Origin of the sequence: Citrobacter sp. RHB35-C21 (genome assembly GCF_013816515.1) — a bacterium.
GTDB classification, from domain to species: Bacteria; Pseudomonadota; Gammaproteobacteria; order Enterobacterales; family Enterobacteriaceae; genus Citrobacter; species Citrobacter braakii.
Map to the genome: position 1 here is coordinate 1666269 of NZ_CP057147.1, position 15891 is coordinate 1682159.

General features: G+C 52.9%; 17 protein-coding genes. 15 read left to right on the forward strand and 2 right to left on the reverse strand.

From position 1 onward, the window contains the following. Window positions 1-93 precede the first annotated feature (93 nt). From pdxB to hisP, 15 genes are all read left to right on the forward strand, one after another. Window positions 94-1230, forward strand: a complete 1137-nt coding sequence (pdxB, locus tag HVZ39_RS08030; protein ID WP_016153863.1) for a 4-phosphoerythronate dehydrogenase PdxB — start codon at window positions 94-96, stop codon at window positions 1228-1230. Window positions 1231-1297: 67 nt separating this feature from the next. After that, window positions 1298-2311: an aspartate-semialdehyde dehydrogenase gene (locus tag HVZ39_RS08035; protein ID WP_181633442.1), complete on the forward strand. Its 1014-nt coding sequence runs from the start codon at window positions 1298-1300 to the stop codon at window positions 2309-2311. Next, window positions 2311-3123 carry a tRNA pseudouridine(38-40) synthase TruA gene (truA, locus tag HVZ39_RS08040; RefSeq protein WP_016157050.1) on the forward strand — a complete coding sequence of 271 codons (813 nt, stop codon included), beginning with the start codon at window positions 2311-2313 and terminating at the stop codon, window positions 3121-3123. The genes HVZ39_RS08035 and truA overlap by 1 nt, the downstream gene beginning before the upstream one ends. 24 nt (window positions 3124-3147) lie before the next feature. After that, window positions 3148-3807, forward strand: a complete 660-nt coding sequence (locus HVZ39_RS08045) for a DedA family protein (RefSeq protein WP_016153860.1) — start codon at window positions 3148-3150, stop codon at window positions 3805-3807. A gap of 149 nt (window positions 3808-3956) precedes the next feature. Next, a complete protein-coding gene (accD, locus tag HVZ39_RS08050) occupies window positions 3957-4871 on the forward strand; it encodes an acetyl-CoA carboxylase, carboxyltransferase subunit beta (protein ID WP_016153859.1) in 915 nt (304 codons plus the stop codon). A gap of 192 nt (window positions 4872-5063) precedes the next feature. Continuing rightward, the gene (gene folC / locus HVZ39_RS08055; RefSeq protein WP_032947118.1) at window positions 5064-6332 is read left to right on the forward strand and encodes a bifunctional tetrahydrofolate synthase/dihydrofolate synthase; all 1269 of its coding nucleotides are present in this window, start codon (window positions 5064-5066) and stop codon (window positions 6330-6332) included. Next, window positions 6322-6984, forward strand: a complete 663-nt coding sequence (gene dedD, locus HVZ39_RS08060) for a cell division protein DedD (protein ID WP_016153857.1) — start codon at window positions 6322-6324, stop codon at window positions 6982-6984. The genes folC and dedD overlap by 11 nt, the downstream gene beginning before the upstream one ends. Window positions 6985-7205: 221 nt before the next feature. Further along, window positions 7206-7694: a colicin V production protein gene (gene cvpA, locus HVZ39_RS08065; protein WP_005129678.1), complete on the forward strand. Its 489-nt coding sequence runs from the start codon at window positions 7206-7208 to the stop codon at window positions 7692-7694. A gap of 33 nt (window positions 7695-7727) precedes the next feature. Then, complete coding sequence (gene purF, locus HVZ39_RS08070) at window positions 7728-9245, forward strand: amidophosphoribosyltransferase (RefSeq protein WP_005129677.1); 1518 nt, start codon at window positions 7728-7730, stop codon at window positions 9243-9245. 95 nt (window positions 9246-9340) lie between these two features. Then, window positions 9341-9910, forward strand: coding sequence for a UbiX family flavin prenyltransferase (locus tag HVZ39_RS08075; RefSeq protein ID WP_019077299.1), 570 nt, complete (start codon window positions 9341-9343; stop codon window positions 9908-9910). 288 nt (window positions 9911-10198) lie between these two features. Next, window positions 10199-10981, forward strand: a complete 783-nt coding sequence (argT, locus tag HVZ39_RS08080) for a lysine/arginine/ornithine ABC transporter substrate-binding protein ArgT (RefSeq protein ID WP_006683634.1) — start codon at window positions 10199-10201, stop codon at window positions 10979-10981. Between the two features lie 247 nt (window positions 10982-11228). Then, a complete protein-coding gene (gene hisJ, locus HVZ39_RS08085) occupies window positions 11229-12011 on the forward strand; it encodes a histidine ABC transporter substrate-binding protein HisJ (RefSeq protein WP_181633443.1) in 783 nt (260 codons plus the stop codon). A gap of 186 nt (window positions 12012-12197) precedes the next feature. Further along, window positions 12198-12884, forward strand: coding sequence for a histidine ABC transporter permease HisQ (locus HVZ39_RS08090; RefSeq protein WP_016153853.1), 687 nt, complete (start codon window positions 12198-12200; stop codon window positions 12882-12884). Beyond that, the gene (gene hisM, locus HVZ39_RS08095; RefSeq protein WP_181633444.1) at window positions 12881-13588 is read left to right on the forward strand and encodes a histidine ABC transporter permease HisM; all 708 of its coding nucleotides are present in this window, start codon (window positions 12881-12883) and stop codon (window positions 13586-13588) included. Before HVZ39_RS08090 ends, hisM begins: the two co-directional genes overlap by 4 nt. Window positions 13589-13601: 13 nt before the next feature. Beyond that, the gene (gene hisP / locus HVZ39_RS08100) at window positions 13602-14375 is read left to right on the forward strand and encodes a histidine ABC transporter ATP-binding protein HisP (RefSeq protein WP_043017062.1); all 774 of its coding nucleotides are present in this window, start codon (window positions 13602-13604) and stop codon (window positions 14373-14375) included. Between the two features lie 18 nt (window positions 14376-14393). Here the strand turns inward: hisP and HVZ39_RS08105 are convergent, their stop codons facing one another. Both HVZ39_RS08105 and HVZ39_RS08110 read right to left on the reverse strand, forming a co-directional pair. Next, window positions 14394-14924, reverse strand: a complete 531-nt coding sequence (locus HVZ39_RS08105) for a GNAT family N-acetyltransferase (RefSeq protein WP_016153851.1) — start codon at window positions 14922-14924, stop codon at window positions 14394-14396. Between the two features lie 71 nt (window positions 14925-14995). Further along, complete coding sequence (locus HVZ39_RS08110; protein WP_016153850.1) at window positions 14996-15889, reverse strand: TIGR01777 family oxidoreductase; 894 nt, start codon at window positions 15887-15889, stop codon at window positions 14996-14998. Between the last annotated feature and the right edge of the window lie 2 nt (window positions 15890-15891).

Consider the following 15891-nt stretch of genomic DNA (forward strand, 5'->3'; position numbering starts at 1 on the left):
AATCTGTGCTGACCAGGTCTCGCAGTATGCCTGGCGGCGAGATTATGGCACACTTGCCCGGTTAACTCTCGTTCTCAAACAGGTGCGAAAGACGTGAAAATCCTCGTTGATGAAAATATGCCCTATGCCCGCGAACTGTTCAGTCGTTTGGGGGAGGTCAAAGCGGTTCCCGGTCGCCCGATTCCCGTTGCCGAACTGGATGATGCGGATGCCTTAATGGTGCGCTCGGTGACGAAAGTAAATGAATCACTGCTTAGCGGAAAACCGGTTCAATTTGTCGGCACGGCAACCGCAGGCACGGACCATGTGGATGAAGCCTGGCTTGCGCAGTCGAAGATCGGCTTTTCCGCAGCGCCCGGCTGTAACGCGATTGCGGTCGTAGAATATGTTTTTTCAGCGTTGCTAATGCTGGCGGAGCGCGACGGGTTTGCGTTACGCGATCGTACTGTAGGCATCGTAGGCGTGGGCAATGTGGGCGGACGTTTGCAGGCACGTCTGGAAGCACTGGGGATCCGCACGCTGCTGTGCGATCCGCCGCGAGCCGATCGCGGTGACGAGGGAGATTTCCGCTCGCTCGACGAACTGGTAGAGCAAGCCGATGTGTTGACTTTCCATACGCCGCTGTTTAAAGACGGACCGTACAAAACGCTGCACCTGGCAGATGATGCGCTGATTAGCCGGCTGAAGCCGGGCACCATTGTGATCAACGCCTGCCGCGGGCCGGTCATCGACAATACGGCATTGCTGAACCGATTGAATGCCGGGCAGTCGCTGAGCGTCGTGCTGGATGTCTGGGAAGGGGAGCCGGATCTCAATGTGGCATTGCTGGAGAAAGCCGATATCGGCACGGCGCACATTGCCGGGTATACCCTGGAAGGAAAAGCGCGCGGCACCACGCAGGTCTTTGAGGCTTTTAGCAAGTTTATTGGTCGCGAACAACACGTTGCGCTCAATACCCTGTTACCTGCGCCGGAATTTGGTCGTATCACTCTGCATGGCCCGTTAGATCAGCCAACGCTGAAAAGGCTGGTGCATTTAGTGTATGATGTGCGCCGCGATGATGCGCCGCTGCGTAAAGTCGCTGGAATTCCGGGTGAGTTTGATAAGCTGCGTAAAAATTATCTTGAGCGCCGTGAATGGTCGTCTTTATACGTGATGTGTGACGACGCAACGGCTGCTGCCTTGCTGTGTAAGCTAGGTTTTAACGCTGTTTATCACCCGGCACATTAATGTCTTCTTAATGCTCCCTGTCGAATAATGCGACAGGGACGCTTACGTATTTCTGGAGTAAATCACCATGTCTGAAGGCTGGAATATTGCCATTCTGGGCGCAACGGGCGCCGTAGGCGAAGCCCTGCTCGATACGCTGGCTGAACGCCAGTTCCCGGTCGGTGAAATTTATGCGCTGGCGCGTAATGAAAGCGCGGGTGAGCATCTGCGTTTTAACGGTAAATCGGTCCTTGTTCAGGACGTTGTAGACTTTGACTGGACGCAGGCGCAACTGGCATTTTTTGTTGCGGGCGCTGAAGCCACCGCCGCATGGGTGGAAGAAGCGACCAATGCCGGTTGCCTGGTTATCGACAGCAGTGGCCTGTTCGCGCTTGAGCCGGACGTTCCGCTGGTGGTTCCGGACGTTAACCCGTTCATACTGGCGGATTACCGCAACCGCAATGTGATTGCGGTTCCTTCCAGCCTGACCAGCCAACTGCTGTCTGCGCTGAAGCCGCTAATTGATGACGGCGGGCTGTCACGTATTACGGTGACCAATATTATTTCTGCTTCCGCTCACGGTAAAAAAGCCGTAGATGCGCTTGCCGGACAGAGCGCGAAACTACTGAACGGCATCCCGATTGACGATGACGATTTCTTTGGTCGTCAGTTGGCGTTCAACATGCTGCCGCTGCTGCCGGATCGCGAAGGTAGTGTGCGCGAAGAGCGTCGTATCGTCGATGAAGTGCGCAAAATTATGCAGGACGACGGGCTACTTATCTCCGCCAGCATCGTGCAGTCGCCGGTATTTTATGGCCACGCACAGATGGTGAATTTTGAAGCTCTGCGTCCGTTGGCGGCGGAAGAAGCACGTGATGCGTTTTCACGCGGTGAGGACGTAGTGTTGTCAGAAGAGACCTATATCCCGACGCAGGTTGGTGATGCGTCAGGTACTCCGCACCTTTCAGTTGGCTGTGTGCATAACGATTATGGGATGCCGGAACAGGTTCAGTTCTGGTCTGTGGCAGACAACGTACGCTTTGGCGGTGCGTTGATGGCGGTAAAAATTGCGGAAAAACTGGTGCAGGAGTACCTGTACTAATGTCTGACCTGCAACAGCCGTCAACCCATAAAATTGCGCTGGGCATTGAGTATGACGGCAGCAAATATTATGGCTGGCAGCGCCAGAACGAAGTGCGTAGCGTTCAGGAAAAACTGGAAAAAGCGCTCTCTCAGGTGGCGAATGAACGCATCACTGTCTTTTGTGCGGGACGCACGGATGCGGGCGTTCATGGCACAGGGCAGGTCGTGCACTTTGAAACGACTGCCCAGCGTAAAGATGCAGCCTGGACACTGGGGGTAAATGCGAATTTACCTGGTGACATCGCTGTGCGCTGGGTGAAAGCTGTACCCGATGATTTCCATGCCCGATTTAGCGCCACGGCTCGCCGTTATCGCTACATCATCTACAATCATCGGTTGCGCCCTGCGGTTTTAGGTAAAGGGGTAACCCATTACTATGAACCGCTGGACGCTGAGCGTATGCATCGTGCGGCCCAGTGTTTGATTGGCGAAAATGATTTTACTTCGTTTCGGGCGGTGCAGTGTCAGTCGCGCACACCGTGGCGTAACGTGATGCACATTAACGTTGAACGTTTTGGTGCATATGTGGTGGTGGATATTAAAGCGAATGCCTTTGTACATCATATGGTCAGGAATATTGTCGGCAGCCTGATGGAAGTAGGCGCCAACAACCAGCCGGAGAGCTGGATAGCAGAACTGCTAGCGGCGAAGGACAGAACGCTGGCAGCGGCAACGGCGAAAGCGGAAGGACTGTATCTGGTTGCAGTAGATTACCCGGAACGGTTCGACCTGCCAAAACCGCCTATGGGCCCGCTATTTCTGGCGGACTAATTTGAGTCGTATAAAGGCAAAACTATGGACCTGATTTACTTTCTTATCGATTTTATCCTGCACATTGATGTGCATCTGGCGGAGCTGGTTGCGGAATACGGTATCTGGGTATACGCGATTCTGTTTCTGATCCTGTTCTGCGAAACCGGGCTGGTGGTGACGCCGTTCCTGCCGGGAGACTCGCTGCTGTTTGTCGCTGGCGCGCTTTCTGCGCTGCCAACTAACGATCTCAATGTTCATCTGATGGTGATGTTGATGATTGTGGCGGCGATTATCGGCGATGCGGTGAACTACACGATTGGCCGTTTGTTCGGTGAAAAACTCTTCAGTAACCCGAACTCTAAAATTTTCCGTCGCAGTTACCTGGATAAAACCCATGCGTTCTACGAGCGTCATGGCGGCAAAACGATTATCCTCGCGCGTTTCGTACCTATTGTACGTACATTTGCACCGTTTGTTGCCGGTATGGGACACATGTCCTACCGTCATTTTGCGATGTATAACGTCGCAGGCGCGCTGCTGTGGGTATTGCTGTTCACCTATGCAGGCTATCTGTTCGGCGATCTACCGATCGTTCAGGAAAACCTGAAATTACTGATTGTGGCGATCATCGTCCTTTCCGTATTGCCGGGCATAATTGAAGTGATTCGCCATAAACGCGCTGCGTCACGGGCTGCAAAATAGAAAGTAACTCAGCGGTTCGACCACTTTTTTATCCAAAGTTTCGGGCTGTTATGTTTTAATGTGCAACATTCATGGTCTGTTAGGGGCAAAAATGGCATTATGCGCCCCTTATAACAAAGCTGACTAGGGTTCAGGCAGAAAGGTCACCAATGAGCTGGATTGAACGAATTAAAAGCAACATTACTCCCACCCGCAAGGCAAGCATTCCTGAAGGGGTGTGGACCAAGTGTGATAGCTGCGGTCAGGTTTTATACCGTGCTGAGCTGGAACGTAATCTTGAGGTCTGTCCGAAGTGTGACCATCATATGCGCATGTCGGCGCGCAATCGCCTGCATAGCCTGTTAGATGAAGGTTCTCTTGTGGAACTGGGTAGCGAGCTTGAGCCGAAAGATGTGCTGAAGTTTCGTGACTCCAAAAAGTACAAAGACAGACTGGCTTCTGCGCAGAAAGAAACTGGCGAGAAAGATGCGCTGGTGGTAATGAAAGGCACGCTGCACGGTATGCCGGTCGTTGCTGCTGCATTCGAGTTCGCGTTTATGGGCGGCTCCATGGGCTCTGTGGTCGGCGCGCGTTTTGTCCGTGCCGTTGAGCAGGCGCTGGAAGATAACTGTCCGCTGATCTGCTTCTCCGCTTCTGGCGGGGCGCGTATGCAGGAAGCGCTGATGTCTCTGATGCAGATGGCGAAAACCTCTGCTGCGCTGGCGAAAATGCAGGAACGCGGTTTACCGTATATTTCTGTACTGACCGATCCAACAATGGGCGGTGTTTCTGCTAGCTTCGCGATGCTGGGCGATCTCAACATTGCAGAACCGAAAGCACTGATCGGCTTTGCTGGTCCGCGTGTTATCGAGCAAACCGTACGTGAGAAACTGCCGCCGGGATTCCAGCGTAGCGAGTTCCTGATTGAAAAAGGCGCTATCGATATGATCGTCCGCCGTCCGGAAATGCGCCTGAAACTGGCAAGCATTCTGGCGAAGCTGATGAATCTTCCTACGCCGAATCCGGATGAGCCGCGTGAAGGCGAGGTGGTACCTCCGGTTCCCGATCAGGAATCAGAGGCCTGATAGTTTACTCTATGGGTTTCGGGTTGCAGGCAGGCGATAAGAGAGTTAATCCCGATGAGCTTACACAGGTAAGTGATTCGGGTGAGCGAGCACAGCCAACGCATCTGCAACGTGAAAAACAACGTGTAAAAAAGGGCAGGCCGGTTGGTGCTGCCCTTTTGCTTTTCTCAACGTAAAGAATCTACAGCCATCATGGACAATAAACGTATTCCTCAAGCCGCGTCGCCCCTGGCATCGTGGCTTTCTTATCTGGAAAACCTGCACAGTAAAACCATCGATCTCGGCCTGGAACGCGTAAGTCAGGTGGCGCGCAAACTGGGTGTGTTGAAACCCGCGCCATTTGTTTTTACGGTGGCGGGAACCAACGGGAAAGGCACAACCTGTCGTACGCTGGAATCTGTGCTGACCGCAGCAGGTTATAAAGTTGGCGTTTACAGTTCGCCGCATCTGGTGCGCTACACGGAACGCGTACGCGTGCAGGGACGTGAACTGCCGGAGTCAGCGCATACCGCCTCGTTTGCTGAGATTGAAGACGCGCGTGGCGACATTTCCCTGACCTACTTTGAATACGGTACGTTATCGGCGCTCTGGTTGTTTAAACAGGCCCAACTGGATGTCGTCATCCTGGAAGTTGGGTTAGGCGGTCGCCTTGACGCTACCAATATCGTGGATGCCGATGTTGCGGTGGTCACCAGCATTGCGCTTGACCATACTGACTGGCTGGGCCCGGATCGCGAAAGCATTGGTCGTGAGAAGGCGGGAATTTTCCGTGCAGAGAAACCGGCTATCGTCGGTGAACCGGAAATGCCTTACACCATCGCCGATGTTGCGCAAGAGAGCGGGGCGATTTTGCAACGCTGCGGCGTGGACTGGCGCTATGCGGTCACGGAGAACGACTGGTCCTTTACGGACAGTCACGGCACGTTGGCGCACCTGCCGTTGCCGCAGGTCCCGCAACCTAACGCCGCTACCGCACTGGCAGCACTGCGCGCAAGCGGGCTTAACGTCAGCGAGCAGGCCATTCGTGACGGTATTGAACAGGCGATTTTACCGGGGCGCTTCCAGATTGTGAGCGAGTCGCCGCGGGTGATTTTTGATGTTGCCCATAACCCGCATGCGGCGGAGTATCTGACCGGCCGTCTGAAAAAATTAGTGAAAAGCGGGCGTGTACTTGCGGTTATCGGTATGCTACATGATAAAGATATTGCCGGTACGTTAGCCTGGTTAAAAAGCGTGGTTGACGCCTGGTACTGTGCGCCCCTGGAAGGGCCGCGTGGTGCTACTGCAGAACAACTGCTGGAGCATCTGGGCAAAGGCTACGCCTATGACAGCGTGGCGCAGGCATGGTCTGCGGCGCTAGCTGAGGCGAAGCCAGAAGATACCGTGTTGGTGTGTGGATCGTTTCACACTGTCGCACATGTCATGGAAGTGATAGACGTGGGGAGAAGCGGTGGCGAGTAAGTTTCAGAATCGATTAGTCGGCACAATTGTGCTGGTCGCGCTGGGGGTGATTGTGCTCCCCGGGCTGCTTGACGGGCAGAAAAAGCATTATCAGGATGAGTTTGCGGCGATCCCGCTGGTGCCGAAACCCGGCGATCGCGATGAACCAGACATGATGCCTGCAGCCACGCAGGCGCTGCCGACGCAGCCGCCGGAAGGGGCGGCAGAAGAGGTGCGCGCGGGTGATGCTGCCGCGCCATCGTTGGATCCATCACGTTTGACGACGGCAAACAGCGCGGAGTTAGATCCTGTCCCCGCGCCTGTAGAACAGCCGAAACCCAAACCGAAGCCGCAGCCGGTTGCCGTCGCTCCGACGCCAGCACCGGCTCCAGCGCCGAAACCGGCCGCGGTGGAACCGCCAGCTCCAACCGGCAAAGCCTACGTTGTACAGCTCGGTGCGCTGAAAAATGCGGATAAGGTCAATGAGATCGTGGGTAAACTTCGTGGCGCGGGCTTCCGGGTATATACTTCCCCGTCAACGCCGGTGCAGGGTAAAATAACCCGTATTCTCGTAGGACCTGACGCCTCCAAAGATAAGCTGAAGAACTCGCTGGGCGAGCTGCAGAAGATCTCCGGTCTGAGTGGCGTAGTGATGGGGTACACCCCTAATTAAGGGATTGCGCTGTTCACGGCGTTGCTCTTAATTCAGGCCGGATAGGGTGTTTTTACCGCTATCCGGCAGTGCCCGAAGAGGCATAAAACGGTATGGCGTTGAAGATTTTTTCAGCGCCATTTTTATTTACGCGTGGAAAGGAAATCCCTACGCAAACGTTTTCTTTTTCTGTTAGAATGCGCCCCGAACAGGACGACAGGGCGTTAAATCGTGGGACACTTATGGTCTGGATTGATTACGCCATTATCGCGGTGATTGGTTTTTCCTGTCTGGTTAGCCTGATCCGTGGCTTTGTTCGTGAAGCATTATCGTTGGTGACTTGGGGTTGTGCTTTCTTTGTCGCCAGCCATTACTACACTTACCTGTCTGTCTGGTTTACGGGCTTTGAAGACGAACTCGTTCGAAATGGGATTGCTATCGCGATACTGTTTATCGCGACACTTATCGTCGGCGCTATCGTTAACTTTGTGATAGGCCAACTGGTAGAGAAAACAGGCCTGTCGGGTACCGACAGGGTGTTGGGGATCTGCTTTGGTGCTCTGCGAGGAGCGCTGATCGTCGCCGCCATACTGTTCTTTCTCGATACCTTTACAGGTCTGTCGAAAAGTGAAGACTGGAGCAAGTCGCAGCTGATCCCGCAGTTCAGTTTCATCATCAGATGGTTCTTTGACTATCTGCAAAGCTCGTCAAGTTTCTTGCCCAAAGTATAAACTTTGGGTTGTTGCTGAACGAGGAAAAGACGTATGTGCGGTATTGTCGGTATCGCCGGTGTTATGCCGGTAAACCAGTCGATTTATGACGCGTTAACGGTGCTCCAGCATCGTGGTCAGGATGCCGCAGGCATCATCACCATTGATGCCAACAACTGCTTCCGCTTGCGTAAAGCAAACGGAATGGTGAGCGATATTTTTGAAGCGCGCCATATGCAGCGTTTGCAGGGCAATATGGGCATCGGTCATGTGCGTTACCCAACGGCTGGCAGCTCCAGCGCCTCCGAAGCTCAACCTTTTTACGTCAACTCACCGTATGGCATCACGCTTGCCCATAATGGCAACCTGACCAATGCGCATGAGCTGCGTAAAAAGCTGTTTGAAGAAAAGCGCCGCCACATCAATACCACTTCAGACTCTGAAATTTTGCTGAATATTTTCGCCAGCGAGCTGGATAACTTCCGCCATTATCCGCTGGAAGCCGATAATATTTTTGCTGCTATTGCGGCAACCAACCGCCAGATCCGCGGCGCCTATGCCTGCGTGGCGATGATTATTGGCCACGGTATGGTTGCCTTCCGCGATCCTAACGGTATCCGTCCGCTGGTACTGGGTAAACGCGATATCGGGGATGGTCGTACCGAGTATATGGTGGCCTCCGAGAGCGTGGCGCTGGATACGCTGGGCTTTGAATTCCTGCGCGATGTGGCACCTGGCGAAGCGGTGTATATCACCGAAAAAGGTCAGCTGTTTACTCGCCAGTGTGCCGATAACCCGGTCAGCAATCCGTGCCTGTTTGAATACGTTTACTTCGCACGTCCTGACTCCTTTATCGACAAGATTTCCGTTTACAGCGCCCGTGTAAATATGGGTACCAAGCTTGGCGAAAAAATTGCTCGCGAGTGGGAAGATCTGGACATTGACGTGGTGATCCCGATTCCGGAAACCTCCTGCGATATCGCGCTGGAAATTGCCCGTATTCTCGGTAAGCCGTACCGTCAGGGTTTTGTGAAAAACCGCTACGTGGGTCGTACCTTTATCATGCCCGGCCAGCAGCTGCGCCGTAAATCCGTGCGCCGTAAGCTGAACGCCAACCGTGCGGAATTCCGTGATAAAAACGTGCTGCTGGTGGATGACTCCATCGTGCGCGGTACCACCTCGGAACAGATTATCGAGATGGCGCGTGAAGCCGGAGCGAAGAAAGTGTATCTGGCCTCTGCGGCCCCGGAAATTCGCTTCCCGAACGTTTATGGTATCGATATGCCTACGGCGACGGAACTGATTGCTCATGGTCGCGAAGTGGACGAGATTCGCCAGATAATCGGTGCAGACGGTCTTATCTTCCAGGATCTGAACGATCTGATTGAAGCGGTCCGCGCTGAGAACCCGGATATTCAGCAGTTTGAATGTTCAGTGTTTAATGGCGTGTACGTCACCAAAGACGTCGACCAGCAATATCTCGATTTCCTTGACTCCCTGCGTAATGACGATGCCAAAGCAATTTTGCGTCAGAACGAAGCGGAAAACCTCGAGATGCATAACGAAGGATAATGTTCTGTTGCAGGTCAGGACACATAGAGTGGACTGACTTGCAACTGCGCATAAAAACCTGCAAAGTCAGCCCTGAAACAAGTAAGGGCGAAAAAATGAAACGACTCATTGTAGGGATTAGCGGTGCCAGTGGCGCGATTTATGGCGTGCGCCTGCTGCAGGTTTTGCGTGACGTTACTGATGTGGAAACCCACCTGGTGATGAGTGCTGCTGCCCGACAGACGCTGGCGCTGGAAACAGACCTCTCTGTACGCGACGTGCAGGCACTGGCGAATGTAAATCACGATACGCGCGATATCGCCGCTAGTATCTCTTCCGGCTCTTTTCAGACCGCCGGAATGGTAATATTACCTTGTTCAATCAAAACGCTTTCAGGCATCGTCCACAGTTACACCGATGGGCTGCTTACCCGTGCGGCAGACGTGGTGTTGAAAGAACGCCGCCCGCTGGTGCTGTGCGTGCGTGAAACGCCCCTGCATCTGGGGCATCTGCGACTGATGACGCAGGCGGCAGAAATTGGCGCGGTGATTATGCCGCCAGTCCCGGCATTCTATCATCGCCCGCAAACGCTAGATGATGTGATTAATCAAACAGTTAACCGCGTACTCGACCAGTTTGATATCTCCCTTCCACAGGATCTGTTCACCCGCTGGCAAGGGGCGTAAAACCGTTCCATCAGCGTGCAAAGAAACATCCGTTGCCCTGTTTCAGGGCAATTTTGTAACCGCGATCATATCCTCAACATTTAATTCGTTAAAACTCAACGAAACGCTGCGGTTCAACCGTCAGACCTGCTATCTTCAAAATCAGGACATTATTGCAACGTTTTATTAACATATTTAACGTCGAATATCCTCATCGACGCGAAAATGGCATAAGACCTGCATGAAAAAGTCTGCAAACACACAACACAACGTAAAACATAATAAAATTACGCCACTTGAGGGTTATGTATGAAGAAGACGGTTCTTGCTTTGTCTTTGCTGGTAGGACTCTCCGCCACCGCGGCCAGCTACGCAGCACTTCCGCAGACGGTTCGTATTGGTACAGATACAACGTACGCACCTTTTTCCTCTAAAGATGCCAAAGGCGACTTTGTCGGCTTTGATATCGATCTGGGAAATGAGATGTGTAAGCGCATGCAGATCAAATGTACCTGGGTAGCCAGCGACTTTGACGCGCTGATCCCGTCGCTGAAAGCGAAAAAAATTGATGCCATCATCTCCTCGCTTTCAATCACTGAGAAGCGTCAGCAAGAGATTGCGTTCTCAGACAAACTTTACGCAGCAGACTCACGTCTGATCGCCGCGAAAGGTTCCCCAATTCAACCGACTCTTGATTCCCTCAAAGGTAAACATGTTGGCGTACTGCAAGGCTCGACTCAGGAAGCCTATGCTAATGACAACTGGCGCAGCAAAGGCGTAGATGTGGTGGCCTATGCGAACCAGGACCTTATCTATTCTGACCTGACAGCGGGTCGTCTGGACGCGGCGTTGCAGGATGAAGTCGCGGCCAGCGAAGGCTTCCTGAAGCAGCCTGCCGGTAAGGACTACGCTTTTGCTGGTCCGTCGGTGAAAGATAAAAAATACTTTGGTGACGGCACCGGGATTGGCTTGCGCAAAGATGATGCAGAGCTGAAAGCTGCTTTCGATAAAGCGCTGGGCGAACTGCGCAAAGACGGCACCTACGACAAAATGGCGAGCAAGTATTTTAACTTCAATGTCTACGGCGATTAATACGCCGCAGCGGGGAATGGACTGCACCATTGCGGGTAACCATTACGGTGCATAATAAATTCAGTGCACTGTTTTGGTGCTTTTGTCGCTGTCTTAATAAGCATGAGTGCATACTTAAGCGCTTTTCATGCAAATAAATACCGCCGACAGGGTAGAATGCTTTGCCTTGTCGGCCCGATTAATGGCACGATAACTGCACCTGGTCCTGTAAAGATCCCCTATAAAAGACAGTCTGTTGAGGATAGTTATGAAAAAACTGGTGTTGTCTCTTTCTCTGGTCCTGGCTTTCTCCAGTGCTACCGCAGCATTTGCAGCCATTCCGCAAAAAATTCGTATCGGTACCGATCCTACTTATGCGCCGTTCGAATCGAAAAATGCACAGGGTGAATTAGTCGGTTTTGATATCGATCTGGCTAAAGAGCTGTGCAAACGTATCAATACACAATGTACCTTCGTGGAAAACCCGCTGGACGCGCTTATCCCTTCGTTAAAAGCGAAGAAAATCGATGCGATTATGTCCTCGCTTTCCATCACTGAAAAACGTCAGCAGGAAATCGCCTTTACCGACAAGCTTTATGCAGCCGACTCGCGTCTGGTTGTCGCTAAAGATTCTGCGATTCAACCAACCATTGAGTTGCTGAAAGGTAAACGTGTTGGCGTGCTGCAGGGCACGACTCAGGAAACCTTCGGCAACGAGCACTGGGCGCCAAAAGGCATTGAAATTGTCTCTTATCAGGGGCAAGACAATATCTATTCTGACCTGACTGCCGGGCGTATTGATGCTGCATTCCAGGATGAAGTCGCAGCCAGCGAAGGCTTCCTGAAACAGCCGGTCGGTAAAGATTACAAATTCGGCGGCCCATCTGTAAAAGATGAGAAGTTATTCGGCGTGGGTACCGGTATGGGGCTGCGCAAAGATGATAACGAACTGCGCGAAGCACTGAACAAAGCCTTTGCCGAGATGCGAGCTGACGGTACTTACGAGAAGCTGGCGAAAAAGTACTTCGATTTTGATGTTTACGGCGGTTAATCACCGCAGGTGCTGATAAAGCCCGTAGATTTTTGACGAGTTGAATTTATGCCTGATGGCGCTGCGCGTATCCGGTCTACAGCAATTTTGTAGGCCGGATAAGGCAGAGCCGCCATCCGGCATTTAACGATTTGTCTGAAATCAAAAGAGGCTTATTACTCCACCACACACGACAGGACAGGCAGCATGTTGTATGGCTTTTCAGGTGTTATTTTACAGGGCGCAATTGTTACGCTGGAGCTGGCACTTAGCTCGGTGGTACTGGCGGTTCTGATAGGCCTTGTCGGCGCGGCAGCAAAGCTGTCGCAAAGCCGGGCGCTGGCGCTTATTTTCGAAGGGTACACAACGCTTATCCGCGGCGTGCCCGATCTGGTCTTAATGCTGCTCATCTTTTACGGATTACAAATCGCGCTGAATACCCTTACCGATGCAATTGGTATCAGCCAGATTGATATCGATCCGATGGTCGCGGGTATTATTACGCTCGGGTTTATCTACGGAGCCTATTTTACCGAAACATTTCGTGGCGCATTTATGGCCGTGCCAAAAGGACATATTGAAGCCGCGACGGCATTCGGTTTTACCAGTTCACAAATATTTCGCCGCATTATGTTCCCGGCGATGATGCGCTATGCCTTACCGGGAATTGGCAACAACTGGCAGGTCATTCTTAAGGCCACGGCGCTGGTATCGTTGCTCGGCCTGGAAGACGTGGTGAAAGCCACTCAGCTTGCCGGAAAAAGTACCTGGGAGCCGTTCTATTTTGCCGTAGTGTGCGGGGTCATCTATCTGGTGTTTACCACTGTTTCTAATGGTGTGCTGCTGTACCTTGAGCGCCGCTATTCTGTGGGTGTGAAGAGGGCTGACCTGTGATTGAGATTATTCAGGAATACTGGAAGTCCCTGCTGTGGACCGACGGATATCGCTACACCGGCGTGGCTATCACCCTGTGGCTTCTGATTTCGTCGGTGGTGATGGGCGGGATACTGGCGCTGTTTTTGGCAATTGGTCGTGTTTCCAGTAATAAATTTATCCAGTTTCCCATCTGGCTGTTCACCTATATTTTTCGTGGGACGCCGCTGTACGTCCAGTTGCTGGTGTTTTATTCCGGGATGTATACGCTGGAGATAGTCAAAGGCACGGACTTCCTCAACGCGTTTTTCCGCAGTGGGCTAAATTGCACCGTGCTGGCGCTGACGTTGAATACCTGCGCCTATACCACGGAGATTTTCGCCGGGGCTATTCGTTCCGTACCCCATGGTGAGATTGAAGCCGCGCGCGCTTACGGTTTCTCGTCATTTAAACTGTATCGCTGCATTATTTTGCCTTCCGCGCTGCGTATTGCGCTGCCGGCTTACAGCAATGAAGTTATTTTAATGCTGCACTCCACGGCGCTGGCATTTACCGCAACGGTGCCTGATTTGTTGAAAATCGCCCGCGATATCAACTCGGCAACGTATCAGCCGTTTACCGCCTTCGGTATTGCCGCTGTTCTGTATTTGATTATTTCGTATGTCCTGATCAGTATGTTCCGTAAAGCGGAAAAACGCTGGTTGCAGCATGTATCCTCTAAATGATTCGAGTAACACGATGTCTGAAAATAAATTAAACGTTATCGATTTACATAAGCACTACGGCGAACATGAAGTGCTGAAAGGGGTATCGCTGCAGGCCAATGCGGGTGATGTTATCAGTATTATTGGCTCGTCAGGTTCCGGTAAAAGTACCTTCCTGCGCTGCATTAACTTTCTCGAGAAACCGAGCGCCGGGTCGATTGTGGTGAGTGGTCAGAACATTGGTCTGGTACGCGACAAAGACGGCCAGCTTAAGGTTGCAGACAAAAATCAGCTGCGCTTGCTGCGCACGCGACTGACGATGGTCTTTCAGCACTTTAATCTGTGGAGCCACATGACGGTGCTGGAAAACGTGATGGAAGCGCCGATCCAGGTGTTGGGGTTGAGCAAGCAGGAAGCTCGCGAACGTGCGGTGAAGTATCTGGCGAAAGTGGGTATTGATGAGCGCGCTCAGGGCAAATATCCGGTGCATCTGTCCGGTGGTCAGCAGCAGCGTGTCTCCATTGCTCGTGCGCTGGCGATGGAACCGGAAGTGTTGCTGTTTGATGAACCCACGTCGGCGCTTGACCCGGAGCTGGTGGGCGAAGTGCTGCGCATTATGCAACAACTGGCCGAAGAGGGAAAAACCATGGTGGTCGTGACCCACGAAATGGGGTTTGCCCGTCATGTCTCCACGCACGTGATTTTCCTGCATCAGGGGAAGATTGAAGAAGAGGGCGATCCGGAACAGGTATTTGGTAATCCGCAAAGTCCGCGTTTGCAGCAGTTCCTCAAAGGTTCGTTGAAGTAAGTCACCTGCCCGGAGGCGCTACGCTTTCCGGGCCTGGGATTTTAGCGCGTCGCACTCCAGACGATAAACCCAGTCGTCGTAGGCGATACCATCAATCTCATACGCCTTTTCCAGCACCTGCGTACGCACGAACCCCGTTTTTTCCAGAATCCGTATTGAGCCCTTATTATCCGCCAGTGCGTAAGCATTTATCGCTGTGACCGCCGCGTGCTCGAAGGCGTACTGGCACACCGCGCGTACGGCTTCGCTGGCAATACCTTTCCCCTGCGCCTGTGGCAAGATGGCGTAGCCGAGGTCGGCTTCGTGCGGGTAGAGATGGCTGATTTGCAGACCAATATCGCCGAGCGGCGTCGGGTTGTTGTGCTCGCGGATGACAAAAGTGTGCTGTGCGGCAAGGCGTCTGGCGAATAACAGACGCGTATCTTTCGCCGGGGCGATGTTGCCCATATAGCGCATGACTTCAGGACATTCACGTAGTTTCTGGAAAAATGACCAGTCAGAAAACTGAAACAAAGAGAGGGTAAGTCGGGGAGTCGAAATTATCGCCATAACGTCGCCATTGCAGAAATCTGGCCTATAACCTTACCACCACAACGGCGACCGTGAATAGCGCTTAGGGGTTATCGAATGACATCCGCCAGCGCTTCTTCTAAATCGTACCAGCGAAACGCGAAACCGGACGCTTCCAGGCGTTTTGGCAACGCTCGCTGCCCGCCGAGAACCAGCACTGAAGATTCTCCCATCAGCAACCGCATTGCGGTGGCGGGAACGCGCAGAATGGCAGGGCGGTTCAGAGCGTGGCCCAGCGCGTGGGCAAACTGCTCATTGTGCACCGGGTACGGTGAAACCATATTGAAGGGACCGCGCAGATCGTTATCCAGCAGCCAGAGAATTCCGTTGACCATATCATCAATATGGATCCAGGCCATATACTGGCGTCCGTTGCCAATTGGTCCGCCTAAGCCAAGACGAAACGGCGGGACCATTTTCGCCAGAATGCCGCCAGCAGAGGCCAGTACCACGCCGGTGCGCAGCATACACACGCGGGTTTTGTCGCTTTGCGCGGTGCTGGCAATTTGCTCCCAGCGGGCGCACAGCTTATGGGTAAATTCGTTATGCGGCGGCTCTTCTTCTGTGACCACTACTTCGCCTAAATCGCCGTAGTAACCGGTAGCGGAACCGGAAATTAGCACTGCGGGCGGTGTCTCGCTGGCATTGATTAAATCGACCAGCTTCTGCGTGATGACCCAGCGGCTCTGACACAGGCGTTCCTTTTGCTGGGCACTCCAGCGCTTGTCCGCAATCGGCTCTCCGGCAAGGTTAATGACGGCATCAATGTCATTGAGATTTTGCCGCTCTTCCAGCCCTTTGGACAGCGTAACCCGGGAGTCGAGAATCTGACGGGCCTTATCAGGAGAACGGGTCACTACGGTTATCTGATGCCCCAGCTCCAGCAAGCGGGGGATCAGATGACGTCCAATCAGGCCAGTACCGCCGGTAATCAGAATCTGCATGT

Coding starts and splice junctions, on each gene's coding strand:
- HVZ39_RS08075 (WP_019077299.1), top strand. CDS start 9,341: ATGAAACGACTCATTGTAGGGATTAGCGGTGCCAGTGGCGCGATTTAT.
- HVZ39_RS08090 (WP_016153853.1), top strand. CDS start 12,198: ATGTTGTATGGCTTTTCAGGTGTTATTTTACAGGGCGCAATTGTTACG.
- HVZ39_RS08105 (WP_016153851.1), bottom strand. CDS start 14,924: ATGGCGATAATTTCGACTCCCCGACTTACCCTCTCTTTGTTTCAGTTT.
- hisJ (WP_181633443.1), top strand. CDS start 11,229: ATGAAAAAACTGGTGTTGTCTCTTTCTCTGGTCCTGGCTTTCTCCAGT.
- purF (WP_005129677.1), top strand. CDS start 7,728: ATGTGCGGTATTGTCGGTATCGCCGGTGTTATGCCGGTAAACCAGTCG.
- accD (WP_016153859.1), top strand. CDS start 3,957: ATGAGCTGGATTGAACGAATTAAAAGCAACATTACTCCCACCCGCAAG.
- HVZ39_RS08035 (WP_181633442.1), top strand. CDS start 1,298: ATGTCTGAAGGCTGGAATATTGCCATTCTGGGCGCAACGGGCGCCGTA.
- folC (WP_032947118.1), top strand. CDS start 5,064: ATGGACAATAAACGTATTCCTCAAGCCGCGTCGCCCCTGGCATCGTGG.
- HVZ39_RS08110 (WP_016153850.1), bottom strand. CDS start 15,889: ATGCAGATTCTGATTACCGGCGGTACTGGCCTGATTGGACGTCATCTG.
- argT (WP_006683634.1), top strand. CDS start 10,199: ATGAAGAAGACGGTTCTTGCTTTGTCTTTGCTGGTAGGACTCTCCGCC.
- hisP (WP_043017062.1), top strand. CDS start 13,602: ATGTCTGAAAATAAATTAAACGTTATCGATTTACATAAGCACTACGGC.
- HVZ39_RS08045 (WP_016153860.1), top strand. CDS start 3,148: ATGGACCTGATTTACTTTCTTATCGATTTTATCCTGCACATTGATGTG.
- cvpA (WP_005129678.1), top strand. CDS start 7,206: ATGGTCTGGATTGATTACGCCATTATCGCGGTGATTGGTTTTTCCTGT.
- truA (WP_016157050.1), top strand. CDS start 2,311: ATGTCTGACCTGCAACAGCCGTCAACCCATAAAATTGCGCTGGGCATT.